This is a genomic window from Amycolatopsis sp. CA-211722, from assembly GCF_056828465.1.
Window position 1 is genome coordinate 8,730,354 of record NZ_CP184752.1, and the last position, 16,538, is coordinate 8,746,891.

General features: G+C 69.4%; 18 protein-coding genes. 15 read left to right on the top strand and 3 right to left on the bottom strand.

Annotation, left to right across the window (positions count from 1 at the left end):
* Window positions 1-27: 27 nt before the first annotated feature.
* Entirely contained in the window at window positions 28-372 is a 345-nt protein-coding gene (locus tag ACOCEP_RS40055; RefSeq protein WP_364206029.1) for an oxidoreductase, read from the bottom strand.
* Between the two features lie 214 nt (window positions 373-586).
* Here ACOCEP_RS40055 and lpdA point away from each other — a divergent pair, with 214 nt between their 5' ends.
* The 8 genes from lpdA (at window position 587) to ACOCEP_RS40095 (ending at window position 8,191) form a co-directional block, all read left to right on the top strand.
* Complete coding sequence (lpdA, locus tag ACOCEP_RS40060) at window positions 587-1,960, top strand: dihydrolipoyl dehydrogenase (protein ID WP_482335133.1); 1,374 nt, start codon at window positions 587-589, stop codon at window positions 1,958-1,960.
* 56 nt (window positions 1,961-2,016) lie between these two features.
* Window positions 2,017-3,798, top strand: coding sequence for a 2-oxoglutarate dehydrogenase, E2 component, dihydrolipoamide succinyltransferase (gene sucB / locus ACOCEP_RS40065; RefSeq protein WP_482335134.1), 1,782 nt, complete (start codon window positions 2,017-2,019; stop codon window positions 3,796-3,798).
* Between the two features lie 197 nt (window positions 3,799-3,995).
* A complete protein-coding gene (locus tag ACOCEP_RS40070) occupies window positions 3,996-5,063 on the top strand; it encodes a serine hydrolase (protein ID WP_482335135.1) in 1,068 nt (355 codons plus the stop codon).
* A 22-nt stretch (window positions 5,064-5,085) separates the two neighbouring features.
* Complete coding sequence (locus ACOCEP_RS40075; protein WP_482335136.1) at window positions 5,086-5,586, top strand: ArsR/SmtB family transcription factor; 501 nt, start codon at window positions 5,086-5,088, stop codon at window positions 5,584-5,586.
* A gap of 14 nt (window positions 5,587-5,600) precedes the next feature.
* Window positions 5,601-6,485 (top strand): TIGR01777 family oxidoreductase, encoded by an 885-nt coding sequence (locus ACOCEP_RS40080; RefSeq protein ID WP_482335137.1) that lies wholly within the window; start codon window positions 5,601-5,603, stop codon window positions 6,483-6,485.
* Complete coding sequence (locus ACOCEP_RS40085) at window positions 6,482-7,096, top strand: phosphatase PAP2 family protein (RefSeq protein WP_482335138.1); 615 nt, start codon at window positions 6,482-6,484, stop codon at window positions 7,094-7,096. Before ACOCEP_RS40080 ends, ACOCEP_RS40085 begins: the two co-directional genes overlap by 4 nt.
* A 10-nt stretch (window positions 7,097-7,106) precedes the next feature.
* The gene (gene lipB / locus ACOCEP_RS40090) at window positions 7,107-7,850 is read left to right on the top strand and encodes a lipoyl(octanoyl) transferase LipB (RefSeq protein ID WP_482335139.1); all 744 of its coding nucleotides are present in this window, start codon (window positions 7,107-7,109) and stop codon (window positions 7,848-7,850) included.
* A gap of 59 nt (window positions 7,851-7,909) precedes the next feature.
* Window positions 7,910-8,191, top strand: coding sequence for a hypothetical protein (locus tag ACOCEP_RS40095; RefSeq protein WP_482335140.1), 282 nt, complete (start codon window positions 7,910-7,912; stop codon window positions 8,189-8,191).
* A gap of 63 nt (window positions 8,192-8,254) precedes the next feature.
* Here the strand turns inward: ACOCEP_RS40095 and ACOCEP_RS40100 are convergent, their stop codons facing one another.
* The gene (locus ACOCEP_RS40100) at window positions 8,255-9,190 is read right to left on the bottom strand and encodes an LLM class F420-dependent oxidoreductase (RefSeq protein WP_482335141.1); all 936 of its coding nucleotides are present in this window, start codon (window positions 9,188-9,190) and stop codon (window positions 8,255-8,257) included.
* A gap of 25 nt (window positions 9,191-9,215) precedes the next feature.
* Window positions 9,216-9,833 carry a TetR/AcrR family transcriptional regulator gene (locus ACOCEP_RS40105; protein WP_184893472.1) on the bottom strand — a complete coding sequence of 206 codons (618 nt, stop codon included), beginning with the start codon at window positions 9,831-9,833 and terminating at the stop codon, window positions 9,216-9,218.
* Between the two features lie 132 nt (window positions 9,834-9,965).
* Between ACOCEP_RS40105 and ACOCEP_RS40110 the strand changes: the two genes are divergently transcribed.
* From ACOCEP_RS40110 to ACOCEP_RS40140, 7 genes are all read left to right on the top strand, one after another.
* Entirely contained in the window at window positions 9,966-10,496 is a 531-nt protein-coding gene (locus ACOCEP_RS40110; protein WP_482335142.1) for a hypothetical protein, read from the top strand.
* Window positions 10,497-10,540: 44 nt separating this feature from the next.
* Window positions 10,541-11,497 (top strand): oxidoreductase, encoded by a 957-nt coding sequence (locus tag ACOCEP_RS40115; RefSeq protein ID WP_482335143.1) that lies wholly within the window; start codon window positions 10,541-10,543, stop codon window positions 11,495-11,497.
* Window positions 11,498-11,534: 37 nt separating this feature from the next.
* The gene (gene lipA / locus ACOCEP_RS40120) at window positions 11,535-12,536 is read left to right on the top strand and encodes a lipoyl synthase (protein ID WP_038510106.1); all 1,002 of its coding nucleotides are present in this window, start codon (window positions 11,535-11,537) and stop codon (window positions 12,534-12,536) included.
* 61 nt (window positions 12,537-12,597) lie between these two features.
* Window positions 12,598-13,260 (top strand): DedA family protein, encoded by a 663-nt coding sequence (locus tag ACOCEP_RS40125; protein WP_482335144.1) that lies wholly within the window; start codon window positions 12,598-12,600, stop codon window positions 13,258-13,260.
* A 9-nt stretch (window positions 13,261-13,269) separates the two neighbouring features.
* On the top strand, window positions 13,270-14,136 hold the full coding sequence (locus ACOCEP_RS40130) for a patatin-like phospholipase family protein (RefSeq protein WP_482335145.1): 867 nt from the start codon (window positions 13,270-13,272) through the stop codon (window positions 14,134-14,136).
* A gap of 92 nt (window positions 14,137-14,228) precedes the next feature.
* Complete coding sequence (locus ACOCEP_RS40135) at window positions 14,229-15,419, top strand: L,D-transpeptidase (protein WP_482335146.1); 1,191 nt, start codon at window positions 14,229-14,231, stop codon at window positions 15,417-15,419.
* Between the two features lie 15 nt (window positions 15,420-15,434).
* Window positions 15,435-16,190, top strand: coding sequence for an SIR2 family NAD-dependent protein deacylase (locus tag ACOCEP_RS40140; RefSeq protein WP_482335147.1), 756 nt, complete (start codon window positions 15,435-15,437; stop codon window positions 16,188-16,190).
* Window positions 16,191-16,538: the final 348 nt, after the last annotated feature.

The window sequence follows — 16,538 nt, forward strand, 5'->3', positions numbered from 1 at the left end:
AGAACCGTCCCAGCCACTCACGAGGCGTCAGGCTTCGCCGCGCTTCTTCCGCTCGGTGTACTCCCGCATCCGCTTCGGGTAGCCGACCCGCGCCACCTCGTACACGGGGATCGACCGTTTGTGACCGAACTGCTGCGCCGCGTCCAGGCTCTCGATCCGCCGCCGGGTCCACTCGCCGTCGTGGGCGATGAGGACGACGGTGGTCTCCGTGACGTTGGTCTTGGGCTCGACATAAGCCTCGACACCGGTCCGTGAAGCGGCCCACTCCTCGAGATGCTTGAAGTCGGTTGAAGAGGCTTTCCGCAGCGTACCGGGCTTTTGCCCGCCTTTAGAGCGCCGGCGCAGCGAGTCGAACAGACCCACTCCGACCACCTCACTTCCCAGTCGCGTCCAGTGTCCATTATCCCGACCCGGGTGTGTGCTCACCGTGGCGACCCAGGCGGGTCGTGTCCCGTGGGTCACAGGACGCGGCCTAGGTCGCAGCCTCTCCACACGTAGTGACAAGATGGCAAGTGTCCGCGCGCGCGTATACCGCGCGAAGCGGCGCCAGAGCACCACCCCTACCGCTTGCCGAGGAGTTATTGAAGTGACCGACACCTCCGCCGACCTTGTGATCCTGGGTGGCGGATCGGGCGGCTACGCCGCCGCGTTCCGCGCGGCCGAGCTGGGCCTTTCCGTCACCCTGATCGAAAAGGACAAGCTTGGCGGGACGTGCCTCCACCGAGGCTGCATCCCGACCAAGGCCCTCCTGCACGCGGCGGAGGTCGCCGACGAGACCCGCGACGCAGAGACCTTCGGCGTCAAGGCCGTGCTGGAAGGCATCGACATCGCCGGCGTCAACAAGTACAAGGACGGGATCGTCTCGCGCCTGTACAAGGGCCTCCAGGGCCTGGCCAAGGCGCACAAGGTGAACCTCGTCGAGGGCACCGGGACGTTCGTCGGCGGCACGACCGTCGAGGTCGACGGCACCCGCTACACCGGCAAGAACGTCATCCTCGCCACCGGCTCGTACTCGAAGACGCTTCCCGGCCTGGAGCTGGGCGGGCGCATCATCGCGAGCGAGCAGGCCCTTTCGCTGGACTACATCCCGAAGAAGGTCATCGTCCTCGGCGGTGGTGTCATCGGTGTCGAATTCGCGTCCGTCTGGGCGTCCTTCGGCGTCGACGTCACCATCGTGGAGGCGCTGCCCCGCCTGGTCCCGAACGAGGACGAGTACGCGTCCAAGCAGCTCGAGCGCGCTTTCCGCCGTCGCAAGATCGCCTTCAAGACCGGCGTCCGGTTCACCGGTGCCAAGCAGGACGACAACGGCGTCAGCGTGTCGCTGGAGTCCGGCGAGACGCTCGAAGCCGACCTGCTGCTGGTCGCCGTGGGCCGCGGCCCGAACTCGGCCGGGCACGGCTACGAGGAGGCCGGCGTCAAGATGGAGCGCGGCTTCGTCCTCACCGACGACCGCCTGCGCACCAACCTGCCGAACGTCTACGCCGTCGGTGACATCGTCCCCGGCCTGCAGCTCGCGCACCGCGGGTTCCAGCAGGGCATCTTCGTCGCGGAGGAGATCGCCGGCCAGGAGCCGCGCGTGATCGACGAGAGCGGCATCCCGCGCGTCACCTACTCGCACCCCGAGGTCGCTTCGGTCGGCCTCACCGAGTCGCAGGCGAAGGAGAAGTACGGCTCCGACGTCACCACCTTCACCTACGACCTCGGCGGCAACGGAAAGAGCCAGATCCTCAAGACCTCCGGTGGGGTCAAGCTGATCAAGGCTCCGGACGGCCCGGTCGTGGGCGTGCACATGGTGGGCGACCGCGTCGGCGAGCTGATCGGCGAAGCGCAGCTGATCTACAGCTGGGAGGCGTTCCCGGAGGACGTGGCTCCCCTCATCCACGCGCACCCCACGCAGACCGAGGCCCTCGGTGAAGCGTTCCTCGCCCTCGCGGGCAAGCCGCTGCACGTCCACAGCTGACGTCTCACCGTCGAAGAACCAGACCAAGCAAGACATATCAAGGGAGTCAGCGAACGATGGCCTACTCCGTCACGTTGCCGGAGCTCGGTGAGAGCGTCACCGAGGGCACCGTCACCCGGTGGTTGAAGCAGGAGGGCGACACCGTCGAGGTCGACGAGCCGTTGCTCGAGATCTCCACGGACAAGGTCGACACCGAGGTCCCGTCCCCGGTCGCCGGCAAGGTCGTGAAGATCAGCGCTCAGGAGGACGAGACCGTCGAGGTCGGCGGCGAGCTCGCCGTCATCGACGACGGGACCGGCGGCGTGCCGGAGTCCTCCGGTTCCGCCGAGCCGGCCGCCGAAGAGGCGCAGCCCGAGCCGGAGCCGGAGCCCGCGAAGGAAGAGGCCTCCGCTCCGTCCCAGCCGGACACCGCGCCGGCTTCGGGCGGCGAAGGCACCGAGGTGAAGCTGCCCGAGCTGGGCGAGAGCGTCACCGAGGGCACCGTCACCCGGTGGCTCAAGCAGGTCGGCGAGAGCGTCGAGGTCGACGAGCCGCTGCTCGAGATCTCCACGGACAAGGTCGACACCGAGGTCCCGTCCCCGGTCGCCGGCACCGTGCTGGAGATCCGCGCCGGTGAGGACGAGACCGTCGAGGTCGGCGGGGTGCTCGCGGTGATCGGTGCCGCCGGTTCCGCCCCGGCCCCGAAGGCCGAGCCGAAGCCGGAGCCCAAGCCCGAGCCGAAGCCGGAGCCCAAGCCGGAGCCCAAGCCGGAACCGAAGCCCGAGCCCAAGGCCGAAGCCGCTCCCGCGCCGAAGCCCGCCCCGGCTCCGCAGGCCGCCCCGGCCCCCAAGGCCGAGGCCCCGAAGCCGGCGGCGAGCAGCGACAACGGCTCGGACAACGCGCCGTACGTGACGCCGCTGGTCCGCAAGCTCGCTTCGGAGCACGGCATCGACCTGTCGTCGCTCTCCGGCAGCGGTGTCGGTGGCCGTATCCGCAAGCAGGACGTGCTCGCGGCCGCCGAGGCCAAGCAGAAGGCCGCCCCGGCTCCCGCCGCGCAGCCCGCTGCCGCCGCCCCGGCCCCCGCCGCCGCCCCGTCGGCTCCGCGCAAGGCCGCGGTTTCGCCGGAGCTCGCGGCTCTGCGCGGCACCGTGCAGAAGGCCAGCCGGATCCGGCAGATCACCGCCACGAAGACCCGCGAGTCGCTGCAGGTTTCGGCGCAGCTCACGCAGGTCCACGAGGTGGACGTCACGAAGATCGCCAAGCTCCGCCAGCGGGCGAAGGCGGCCTTCAAGGAGCGCGAGGGCGTCAACCTGACGTTCCTGCCGTTCTTCGCGAAGGCCACCGTCGAGGCGCTCAAGCAGCACCCGAACGTCAACGCGTCCTACAACGAGGACACGAAGGAGATCACCTACCACGGTGCGGTGCACCTGGGGATCGCGGTGGACACCGAAAAGGGTCTGCTGTCGGTGGTCATCCACGACGCGGGTGAGCTCAGCCTCGCCGGTCTCGCGCACCGCATCGCCGACCTGGCCGGCCGCGCGCGTTCGGGCCAGATCAAGCCGGACGAGCTGTCGGGTGGCACCTTCACGATCACGAACATCGGCTCCAACGGCGCCCTGTTCGACACGCCGATCATCGTGCAGCCGCAGTCCGGCATGCTCGGTACCGGCGCGGTCGTGAAGCGCCCGGTCGTGATCGCGGACGCCGACGGCAACGACACGATCGCCGTCCGGTCGATGGCGTTCCTGCCGCTGACCTACGACCACCGCCTGGTGGACGGGGCCGACGCGGGCCGCTTCGTCACGACGATCAAGCAGCGTCTGGAAGAGGGCAACTTCGAGGACGAGCTCGGTCTCTGACCTTCGGGTAGTCGATCAAGGCCCTCGTCCCGCTTCGGCGGGGCGGGGGCCTTCCTCTTTCTCCCGCATTTCGTCCTCTAGTTGCGGTCGTTGGCATGACGAACTACCGCAACTAGAGGACGAAACGCGGGGGTTTGACAGCCGCCTCGGACTCTAGTATTCCGGAATTACGGAAAACAAGAGGGAGGACGTCCATCATGCTGACCAGACGCCATCTGCTGGCGGGCGCCGCCGCGGGGTCGGCCGCGTTGCTGCTGCCGGGCACCGCGACCGCGGCCCAGGACACGACGACCGGACAGGGCTGGCTCGACTGGATCGCCGCCCACCGCGGCGACGTCTCCGTCCTGATCGACGACGGCGCGGGCCACCGAGCCTCGCGCAACGCCGACGTCCGGCGCGTGCTGGCCTCGTCGGTCAAGGTCGTGCATCTCAGCGCGTACGCCGAAAGCCGGCTCGACCCGGAGGAACAGATCCGGGTGGGCGACTGGGACGCCCACCATCCCTTCGTCGCCGACGGCCGCGCGCATTTCCAGGCGCTCAACTGGCTGGGAATCCCCTGCGACGACTACGGCATCGCCAAGGACCCCGAGCAGCGGGTTCCTCTGGCGAGGCTCGCCGAAGCCATGATCCTCTTCAGCGACAACGCCGCCACGGACTATCTCCGCGTCCGTCTCGGCGACCCCGCCCTCCAGCGGGCGGCCGCGCGGGGCGGCTGGCTCCGGCCGGACACCCGATCGCTCGGCGGCGAGGTCCTGATGCTGATGATGCCGGAGTACGCGCCCCCGCCCGGCAGCCCGGTCGCCGTCCGGCGCGCGAGGGGCGACGCGGTCGCGCGCCGGTTCGTCCGCGATCCGGGGTTCCGCGCCGAAACCTTCAAGCGCTGGCCCGGCATGCCCGGCACCTCCGACGCTCAATGGCCGTGGGTGAAGGGACACGGCCAGGGCTCGGCGTCGGATCTGTTCTCGCTTCACCGCAGTATCGCGAAGGGCCTCTACGCACCCGCGCGCGAGATCCTCGCGAAGCCGCTCGCGGACCGCGTACCGCCAGGAGCGAGCGAAGTGCTCTTCAAGGGCGGCAGCCTGCCACGCTCGCTGACGCTCGGGCTTTCCGTCCGCTGGCCGGGCGGGCGTTCGGGCACGGCGGCGATCCTGCTCACCGGCGTGAGCGACCAGGACCTGCAGAACGCCTTGCCGCTCATCGACCTCGTGCTCGCGGCACTGTCCGACCCGGCCCGGTTCGCCGCCCTGAAACGAGCACTCGCCTAGGGCGGCGGTATAGATAACCGGTATGAACGCCGAGCTGGCCGACCGGATCGCCGCCCTCGAAGCCCGGGTCGCCGCGCTGGAAGACCAGCACGGCGGGAACCAGGCAGAGCCCGCGGCGGGTCCGGGCGGCCTGGTCGGTTACCACGGCGAGCTGTCCGAACCCTTCGAACTGAGCTGGGCGATCAACGTCACGCCCGGCCCGATGCTGGCGTTCGAGGACGGGCCGCGGGTCGAGGTGCTCGCGGCCCTGTCCAGCACCGCGCGCGTGGCGCTCGTGCGGACGCTGGCCGAGAAGGGCGCGCAGACCGCGCCCGCCCTGCAGGAGGCCGCCGAACTCGGCTCGCCGGGCCAGCTGTACCACCATCTCAAGGCGCTGACCGGCGCCGGGATCGTCGAGCAGGACAAACGCGGCAGCTACCGGCTCCGGCCCACCGCGACGATCCCGGTGCTGGTGCTGCTCACCGCCGCGTCCGACGTCGCCGGGCAACTGAAGAACCTGAGCGTGCGGCCGGATCGCGGATAGGACACGATCGGATCATGCGAGTTCTGATCGCGGGCGCGAGCGGGCTGATCGGCACCTCCCTCACGACACGGTTACGCCGTTCCGGGCACGAAGTGGTCCGTCTCGTCCGCCGGGAGGAGCGGGCGGCCGACGAACGCCGCTGGGATCCCCCCGCCGGCGAGATCGCGGACGGCGCGCTCGACGGGGTCGACGCCGTCGTGAACCTCGCGGGAGCGCCGCTGCTGCCCGGACGCTGGAGCGCGGCCCGCAAACAGGTCCTTCTCGACAGCCGGGTCGAACCGACGGAGGTCCTCGCGGAAGCCGTCGCCGAACACGGGGTCCCCGTGCTGGTCAACGCCTCCGCCGTCGGCTACTACGGCGACGCCGGTCCGTCCCTTGTGGACGAAACGAGTCCGGCGGGCCGCGGTTTCCTCGCGGAGCTCTGCACCGCGTGGGAAGGCGCCACCGAGACCGCGGCCACCGCGGGCGCCAGGGTCGTGCGCATCCGCACCGGGCTGGTGCTCGCGCGCGACGGCGGGCTGCTGGACGTCCTGCGACCGCTGTTCCGCCTGGGGCTCGGCGGAAAACTCGGTGACGGCAAGCAGTACATGCCGTGGATCTCGCTCGACGACGAGGTCGGCGCGATCGTCTTCGCGCTGGAGAACGAGAAGTTGTCCGGCGCGGTCAACCTCTCCGGACCTCAACCCGCCACGAACGCCGCCTTCACGAAGGCGCTGGGCCGCGCCGTGCACCGGCCGGCGTTCTGGCAGGTACCCGGTTTCGCCATGAAGATCGCCCTCGGGCAGGCGGCCGAGGAGATGGCGCTGTTCGGGCAGCGTGCCATGCCGCGTGCGCTGGAGGAGGCGGGATACGCGTTCCGCCATCCGACCCTCGAGGACGCGCTGGCCGCCGCGACATGACGGTGCGGCGCGGTCTGTACACCCTCGCCGGGTTCCTCCTGCTGATCGGCTTCGTCGTGCTCGGGCTGTCCGTCGACGAACGGCCGCCGCCGCTGGACGTCGCGCTCGCCGACGCGTTCCGCGGCCAGCACATCAGGCCCGCCGGCCAGGTGGCGGGCCTGGTCACCAACGTCCTCGGCCCGGTGCTGCCGTTCGCGCTGGGCGCGGTGCTGGCGGTGGTCGCCTGGCGCCGCCGGGACCTGACCGTGCTGTGCGTCAAACTGGCCGTCGTCCTGCTGCTGTGCCGGATGACCAGCCTGATCGCGAAACCGGCGTTCTACCGGGAGCGGCCGCGCGAATTCCCCGATCTGAGCTATCCGAGCGGGCACGTGGTCGCCGTCGCGTGCACCGGGTTCGTCGCGGTACTGCTGTGCGCGTGGACCCGCCCGCGGCTGACGCGTCTGGCGATCACGATCGCCGCCGCGGCGACGGTGGCGGGTGCCCTCTGCCGCATCGTGCTGGGCGTCCACTGGCTGACCGACACCGCGGGCTCCGTGCTCGCGGTGGGCGGCGTCGGCCTGATCGCGGCGGCCGGGCTGGGCCTGCTCCCCTTGCCGAAAGACCCGGCGTAGTGTCGCTGACGTGAGCTCTTCGACCACGTCATGCCGCGCCTCCGCCGAGCCCGTCGTCGTCCGCGAGATCGGGACGATCGACTACACCGAAGCCTGGGAACTCCAGCGAGAGCACGTGACCGCCCGTGCCGACGGTGACGGCCCGGACACCATGCTGCTGCTGGAGCACCCGTCGGTGTACACCGCGGGCAAGCGCACCGAAGCCGAGGACCGGCCGACCGACGGCACCCCTGTGATCGACGTCGACCGCGGCGGCAAGATCACCTGGCACGGGCCGGGCCAGCTGGTCGGCTACCCGATCGTCAAACTCGCCGACCCGATCGACGTCGTGCACTACGTGCGGCGTCTGGAAGAGGCCCTGATCACCGTCTGCGACCAGCTCGGCGTGCACACCGGCCGGGTCGAGGGCCGCAGCGGCGTCTGGATCCCCGCCGACGACCGCGGCCCGGAGCGGAAGATCGCCGCGATCGGCATCCGCGTCCAGCGCGGCGTGACCATGCACGGTTTCGAGCTGAACTGCAACGCCGACCTGGGCGCCTTCGACAAGATCGTCCCGTGCGGCATCCGGGACGCGGGCGTGAGTTCGCTTTCCTACGAGCTCGACCGCGAGGTCACCGTCGCATCGGTGCTGCCGATGGCGCGCGACGCCGTCCTCGCGGCGCTCGAAGGCGACCTGCCCGTGAGCGACGAGCGCTGGCTGCCGCGCCCCGAAGCCCCGGCCGCCCCCGGCGTCACTTTCGCTCTGCAGAGCTGATTCCTGTGCCAAGCTCCCAGTGGGGCCGTGGAAGCGCCGCGGCCCCACTGGGAGGAATCATGCGCGGATTCGCGTATGCCGCGGCGGTCGCGGCCGCCGTCGGCGGACTGCTGGCCGCCCCCGGCGTCGCCTCGGCGGTGCCACCGGGCTGCTGGACCGAGACCAACGGCTCGACCTGGGCCGCGGGCTTCTGTCCGAGCGGGACCTACAAGGTCGTCGTCCAGTACTGCCGGGTGCACTGCACCCGGGAAGAGGGCTACCCGGCGGTGAACGGCAACCCTTCAGGTGTCTCGTTCAGCCCTGGCGGCTCCATCGCCAGTGTGGACGTCGAATACGTCTAGAAGCGCGTGAAGGCCCCCTTCCCTCGGCTGAGCCGAGGGAAGGGGGCCTTCACGCGCAAAGCGTCAGTCCAGCTGAGGAGCGACCTCGGAAGCGATCAGCTCGACCTGGTCCAGATCCGAGAGGTCCAGCAGCTGCAGGTAGAGCCGGGTGATCCCGGTCTTCTCTCGCCACTGCCCGACCTTCTCGACGACCTCCGACGGCGTCCCCGCCAGCCCGTTCTCCCGCAACTCGGACACCTCGCGCCCGAGCACCGAAGCGCGCTTCGCGACCTCGGCGTCGTCACGGCCCACGGCGACGACGAGCGCGGCCGAGCGGATGATCTCCTTGGGGTCGCGGCCGATCTCGCGGGCGGCGTCGTCGACGCGGCCGAACTGCGCCGCGGCGACGTCCGGACCCACGAACGGCAGATTGAACTCGTCCGCGTAGCGGGCGGCGAGCGCCGGGGTGCGCTTCTTGCCGCCACCGCCGATGATCACCGGCGGCCGGGGCCGCTGCGCCGGTTTCGGCAGGCCCGGCGAGTCGACGAGCTTGTAGTGCTCGCCGTCGAAGGAGAACGTCTCCCCCTCCGGCGTCTCCCACAGCCCGGTGACGACGGCGAGCTGCTCGGCGTAGCGGTCGAACCGCTCCTTGATCGGCGGCAGGTCGAGGCCGTACGCGGTGTGCTCGTCGTCGTACCAGCCGGAACCGAGGCCGAGTTCGACGCGGCCGCCCGACATCTGGTCCACCTGCGCGACCGAGATCGCGAGCACCGACGGATGCCGGAAGGTGGCGGCGGTGACGAGGGTGCCCAGCCGCACGCGACGGGTCTCACGGGCGAGCCCCGCGAGGGTGATCCACGCGTCGGTCGGCCCCGGCAGCCCGGTCGCCGAACCCATCTTCAGGTAGTGATCACTGCGGAAGAAGGCGTCGTAGCCCGCGTCCTCGGTGGCCTTCGCCACCCGGAGCAGGTCATCGTAGGCGGCCCCCTGCTGGGGCTCGGTAAAGATCCTGAGGTCCACGAAAGCCACCCTATAGACGGCTCCGTCAGCTCGCTTTCCCGTGCTCGGCGGGCGGAATCCGGCGGAACCCGACGAGCAGCCGCACCAGGACCTCCTCGACCTGGGCGCTGACCTTCTTCGGCTCGGGAGACGAAGCGATCTCGATGGCGGCGCTGGACAACGCGCCGAACAGCAGCCGCGCGGTGACGTCCACCGGGACGTCGTCGACCTCACCGACCTCGATGAGCGACTGGATCCCGGTGCGGACCAGGCCGAAGCTGCACCGCTCCTCCGCCTCTCGCCAGCGCTCCCAGCCCATCACCACCGGCGCCTCGTGGATCGCGATGCGCTGGTACGCCGGGTCGAGGCAGCTCTGGAGGAAGCCGCGTAGCCCGGCGAGCGCCCGCTCCCACGGCGAATCGGGGCCGTTCATGATCTTTTCGAGCCGGTCGAAGACCTGGCTCTCGACCGTGTCGAAGGCGGCCTCGAACAGCGCCTGCTTGCCACTGAAGTGGTGGTAGAGCGCGCCTTTCGTCACCCTGGCCCGTTTGGCGATCTCGTCGAGAGACGTGCCGGCGTACCCGCGCTTGGTGAACAGCTCCACGGCGCTCTCGACGAGCGCCGACCGGGTGGACTCGGAATAGTCCAGCCGCCTTGACCTCAATGTCGCCACCTTCACAACTTTACGCCGCCGGTCCCGCTCCATACCCATGGTATGTTGACTGCTGTCAGGTCCGTACCGGGAGTATGCCGCAAACCTGCGGTATGAACCGGGTCACGGAGGGGAGCCCACATCATGAGCTGGAACGACTTCTACCAGCGGCGCGACATCCTCGAAGCCGCACTGCGCCAGGCGGGTCACCACCCGTCCGAGGCGATCTCAATCGAAGAAATCCCTGGCGCCACCAAGTACTTCGCGACCGAAGAAGAGCTTCTGGTCGCGCTTCGGTACAAGTGGAACCAGGTGCTCGCCGGTCGCCTCCGCGCCGAGATGACCGATCCGGACTACGCCGACCAGGATCTCGCGCTCGACAGGGTCGAGGCCGTCACCCGTGCCTGGAACAGCGCCACCGCCGAACACGAGACCCTCCGCGCCGTTCTCGACGCGGCTCTCGAGCGGTGCCCCGCGCTGGTCCCGGGCCACGAAGCCGAACTGCGCACGCTCGCGCTGACGGCGGGGCTGGCCGACGGCGACGAGCCCGCCGACGAGATCACGAAGGTCGGCAGCGCGTTCGCCGCCCTGCTCCGGCACGGACGGCACGCGAAACCCGCCCGCCGCCGCAGCCCCATGGGGCACCTGCTCCGGTTGCTCGCACCGAGCGCCTGACGTCGGCGTAGCGGCGCAGGCGACGATGTAGTTAGGTGACCGGCATGGCTGCTCACGCGCGCTGGACCGAGGCCGACATCCCGGATCAGACCGGCCGGACCGTCTTCGTCACGGGGGCGAACTCAGGGCTCGGGCTGCGGATGTCCGAGGTGCTCGCGGGCAAGGGGGCCCGCGTGCTGCTCGGCTGCCGGTCACCGGAGCGCGGCGCCAAGGCACTCGAACAGGTTCGCGCGGCCGCGACCGGGGAAGCGCCCGAACTCGTCCGGCTGGACCTCGCCGACCTGGACTCGGTCCGCGAGGCCGCGAAGAAGGTCCAGGAGCTGGCGGGCGGCAAGCTCGACGTCCTGGTCAACAACGCGGGTGTGATGGCGACCCCGCGCGGCCACACCAAGGACGGTTTCGAGACCCAGTTCGGCACGAACCACCTCGGGCACGCGGTGCTGACCTGGCTGCTGATGCCGTCCTTGCGCGACGGCTCCGGAGCGCGGGTCGTCACCCTGTCGAGTGTCGCGGCGACAGGCGCGCGTATCGACGTCGCGGACCCGAACTTCGAGCGCCGGATGTACAACCCCGGCTCGGCCTACGGCCAGTCGAAACTCGCCAACCAGGTGTTCGCGCTCGAACTGGACCGCAGGTTGCGCGCCGCGGGCGACGGCGTCGTCAGCGTGGCGGCGCATCCGGGCTACACGTGGACCGGGCTCGGTTCGGGGATGGCCCGTTCCTATCGCAATCCCGTGGTGCGCGCGCTGGTCGCCGGCGGCAACCGGATCGGCGAGATCTTCATCGCGCAGAACGCCCGCCAGGGCACACTCCCGCAGCTGTTCGCGGCGACCTCGCCCGAGGTCGAAGGCGGCGACTACATCGGCCCGCGTGGGCTCGGCGGGCTGCGCGGCGCGCCGGTCAAGGTGCGGCCCTTGGCCGCCGCGAAGAGCGAGTCGCTCGGCGCCGCGTTGTGGGACGTAACCACCAAGTTGACGGGCGTCACCCCCGACCCCGCGTGAGCGGCGACCACTGCTCCGGCGGGCGTAGGGTGGCGGTGTGAGTGCTGCCCCAGATGGCCGCAAGCTGTTGCGGCTCGAGGTCCGGAATTCCCAGACTCCCATCGAAAAGAAGCCGTCGTGGATCAAGACGCGCGCGCGGATGGGTCCGGAGTTCACCGAACTCAAAGGCCTGGTGCGCCGCGAAGGCCTCCACACCGTCTGCGAAGAAGCCGGCTGTCCCAACATCTACGAATGCTGGGAAGACCGCGAAGCGACCTTCCTGATCGGTGGCGACCAGTGCACCCGGCGCTGTGACTTCTGCCAGATCGACACCGGCAAACCCGCCGAGCTGGATCGCACCGAGCCGCGCAAGGTCGCCGAAAGCGTCCAGGCGATGGGCCTGCGCTATTCGACGGTCACCGGCGTCGCGCGCGACGACCTGGAGGACGGTGGCGCGTGGCTGTACGCCGAGACCGTCCGCCAGATCCACGCGCTGAACCCGGGTACCGGTGTCGAGCTGTTGATCCCGGACTTCAACGCGGATCCGGAGCAGCTCGCCGAAGTCTTCGGCTCCCGCCCCGAGGTGCTCGCGCACAACGTCGAGACGGTGCCGCGGATCTTCAAGCGCATCCGCCCCGGCTTCCGCTACGCGCGGTCGCTGGAAGTCATCACGAAGGCTCGTGAGGCCGGTCTGGTGACCAAGTCGAACCTGATCCTCGGCATGGGCGAGACCCCCGAAGAAGTCGCGCCCGCGATGAAGGACCTGGTCGACGCCGGGTGCGAGATCCTCACGATCACCCAGTACCTGCGGCCCTCGCCCAGGCACCACCCCGTGGACCGCTGGGTCAAGCCCGAAGAATTCGTCGAGCACTCGAACGCCGCCGAGGCCATGGGCTTCGCCGGGGTCATGGCCGGGCCGCTCGTCCGTTCCTCGTACCGCGCCGGGCGGCTGTTCGCGCAGACGAAGGCCCACCGCGGCGAGCCGCTGTCGGAGAACCTGGCCCACCTGGCCGCCGAAGGTCCCGCCGCGCAGGAAGCCAGCTCGCTGCTGGCGAGGTGACTCCGGTCACCCTCCTCGCGACATCGCCACCCACCAGGTCACGAATCAGTAAAGTGACCTGGTGGCGTTGGTAACTGATCTTCTGAACTGGCTGCAGGGTCTCCCCGAACCGGGACTGGTCGCGGCGACCGGCGGGCTGGTGTTCGCCGAATGCACCATCGGGCTCGGCTTCATCGCCCCCGGTGAATCGGGGCTGCTGGTCGCGGCCACGACAGCGACTTCCGTCCCGCGTTTCCTGACCCTGTGGGCGGTCGTGACGGTCTGCGCCGCCCTCGGTGACTCGCTCGGCTACGCGATCGGCAAACGCTTCGGCCCACGCCTGCGCGAGACGAAACTGATCCGCAAGTACGGCCTCGACGCCTGGGACAAGGCGACGGGTGTGCTCGAACGGCGCGGCGCGTGGGCGGTGTTCTTCGCGCGATTCCTCCCGGTGATCCGCACGCTGACTCCGGCGGCGTCGGGCACGTCGGGCCTGCCGTTCCGCAAGTTCCTGCCCGCCGCCGCGGCGGGCGCGGCCTGCTGGTCGGCCATCCACATCGGCATCGGTGCCGCGCTCGGCGAGGCCGCCAAGAAGGTCGAAGGCGCGCTCAACACCGGCGGCCTCGTCATCGTCGGCGTGCTCGTCGGCGTCGCCGTGTTCTTCCTGCTGCGCTACAAGAAGAAGAAAGCGCTCGCGGTCACAGCCGAAGAAGCCGCCCCGGCGAAGATCGGCGCGGACGACTAGATTCCGGGCATGACCGCCCTGAACCTGCCCCAGCCGATCGGTTTCGTCCTCGGTGGCGGCGGCAGCCTCGGGGCCATGCAGGTCGGCATGCTGCGTGCCTTGACCGAAGCCGGGATCACGCCGGACCTGGTCGTCGGCACCTCGGTCGGTTCGCTGAACGCCGCCGTACTCGCCCTCGGGGGTGAATCGGGCGACCGGCTGGACCGGATCTGGTCGCGGATGACCCGGCACGAGGCGTTCCCCGGCGGCGTGTTCAGCCAGGTGCGGACACTGCGGCACAGCAAGACCAACCTGTTCCCCAACACCGGTCTCGCCGCGATCGTCGACGAGCACATCGGCGAGGGCGCCCGGTTCGAGGATCTCGCGCTGCCGCTGGGTGTCGTCGCGACGGACGTCGACACCGCCGAGCCGCTGCTCATCCGCTCGGGGCCTGTTCTGGCGCCTCTGCTGGCGAGCTGCGCGATCCCGGGGATCTATCCGCCGGTGCCGTTCGGGGAGCGCATGCTCTACGACGGCGGTCTGGTCGCCAACGTGCCGATGCGCCAGGCGCTCGCCATGGGCGCGAAGTCGCTCGTCGTCCTGGACTGCGCCTTCCCCGGCAAGATGCCCGGCACGCCGCAGACCTTCGCCGAGGTGCTGATGTTCACCGCGATGATCAGCATGCGGAACCAGGCGGTCCTGGAGGCGCCGATCGCCGCGGCCGAAGTGCCCGTGGTGTACGTCCCCGGGCCGAAGCCGGTGCGGGTCAGCCCGCTGGACTTCAGCCACACCACCGCGCTGACCACCGAAGCCTATGACGCCGCGAAGACCTATTTGGGCGAATTGCGCGTCGATGGCCCCGGTCTTTATGGTGCGCCCGGTCTCGTCGTGGACTGAGAAGCAACCAACCGGCATCGATCACGTCTTCTTCGTCGCGTAGTTTTGAAAGAGAACTTTCCGCTGATAGCGCGACGTAAAAAGAGACTCACATGTTTCCCAAGAAGACATTACTTTCGACGGCCGGAATACTCGCCGCGATCGTGCTGATTTCGGCCTGTTCACCCTCGGGCGGCACCGATTCACCCGGCACCGGCGCCGAACCGGACACGAGCCCGGTTTCGGTGACCATCGATCCGGCAGGCGGGACGGACGTCAATCCGGCGACCCCGGTGGTGGTCAAGGCCGAGCACGGCAAGCTGATCGACGTCACCGTCAGCAACGCCGACAAGGGCAACCAGGTGAAGGGCGAGCTGGCGAGCGACGGGCTCAGCTGGAAGACCACCGAACCGCTCGGCTACGGCAGCACGTACAAGATCGTGGCGCGCGCCAAGGGCACTGACGGGAAACCCGTCGAGCAGCAGAGCAGGGTCTCCACACTGAGCCCGAAGCAGCAGGCGAACCCGAACCTCATCCCGGCCCCCTCGGCGGTGGCGTCCGCCGGCGTCGGCGTCGGGCAGCCGATCGTGTTCGCCTTCGGCCAGCCGGTGAAGAACAAGGCCGAGGTGGAGAAGAAGCTGTCCGTGGAGTCCACGCCGAAACAGGAGGGCTCCTGGTACTGGATCGACGACAAGAACGTCCATTACCGGCCCAAGGTGTATTGGCAACCGGGGACGACGCTCAAGGTGTCGGCGATGATCTACGGCGTCGATTTCGGCAATGGCGTCTACGGCGCGACCGACCGCACCGAAACGTACAAAGTGCACGATTCCTGGGTCGCGAAGGCCGACGGCGACACCGAGCAGATGCAGATCTTCCACAACGGCCGGCTCGCGAAATCGATGCCCATTTCCATGGGCAAGGACGCCACGCCGACGCATTTGGGCGCACATGTCATTTCGGACAAACACGAGAATTACGTGATGGACTCGTGCACCTACGGCGTCTGCCAGGGCCAGCCGGGGTACTACAAGACCAACGAGAAGTGGTCGCTGCGCATCTCCAACGACGGCGAGTTCGTCCACGAGAACCCGAACAGCGTCGGCGCGCAGGGCAGCTCGAACGTGTCGCACGGCTGCATCAACCTCAACGCCGCCAACGCCCAGTGGTTCTATCAGAACATGGGACTCGGCGACGTCGTCGAGGTCACCAACTCCGGTGGCCCGCAGCTGCCGGTGTGGGACCTCTACGGCGACTGGTCGAAGTCGTGGACGGACTGGCAGGCGGGCAGCGCGCTCAAGTAGAGGCATGATGGGCCGGTGACCAGCACCCTGAGCACCGCCCGCTCACTCGTGGCCGGCGCCGGCCGGGTCGTCGCACTGACCGGCGCCGGGATCTCCACGGATTCGGGGATCCCCGACTTCCGCGGCCCGCAAGGCCTGTGGACCCGCGATCCGGCCGCGGAGAAGATGTCGAACCTCAAGGCGTACCAAGGCAGCCGTGCGGTCCGTGAACGGACCTGGCAGGCGCGGCTGGTGCACCCCGGCTGGGACGCGACACCGAATGCCGCGCACTACGCGCTCGAGCGCCTCTCGCCGACGTGGATCATCACCCAGAACATCGACCGGCTGCACCAGAAGGCGGGCTCACCGCCCGAGCGGGTACTGGAACTGCACGGGACCATGTTCGAGTCCGTCTGCCTGTCCTGTGACGACCACCGGGACATGCGCTCGACACTGGAGCGCGTCCGAGCGGGCGAGACCGATCCGCCCTGTCTGGTGTGCGGCGGCATCCTCAAGTCGGCCACTGTCTCGTTCGGTCAGCACCTGGACCAGAACCTGCTCCGGGCCGCACGGGCCGCCGTCTCCGACTGCGACCTCCTGCTGGTGGCCGGGTCTTCGCTGCGCGTGCAGCCGGCCGCTTCCCTGGTGAGCGTCGCTTCCCGAGCCGGCGCCGCCGTGGTGATCTGCAACGGCTCCGAAACGCCCTACGACTCCATGGCCACAGCGGTCGTCCGCGGCCCCCTCAGCGATACCCTCCCCGCCCTGATCCCGCCGCCCCCACAACTCCCGTGACCGAACCCGCCACTCACGTCCTTGCCCCGCATCTCCCGTGCTTGCCCCCACCACTCGCGTGTTTGGGGCCGTAACTCGCGTGCTTGGGGCCGTCATTCGCGTGTTTGGGGCCGTCATTCGCGTGTTCAGGTGCGTAACTCGTGTGTCTCGGGGCGTGGCTCGTGTGATCAGGTGGACGACGCGTGTGTGTGGTTGGACGACATGTGTGATCAGGTGGCCGGCACGGCACTGTGGCTGTCTTGACGCGTGTGTTGTCCGTTCAGTCACGTGAGTGACGCGCTGAATCACGCGAATGACGCGCTGAATCACGTGAGTGTCGGGTTCAGACACGTGAGTAGCGGGTGTAGC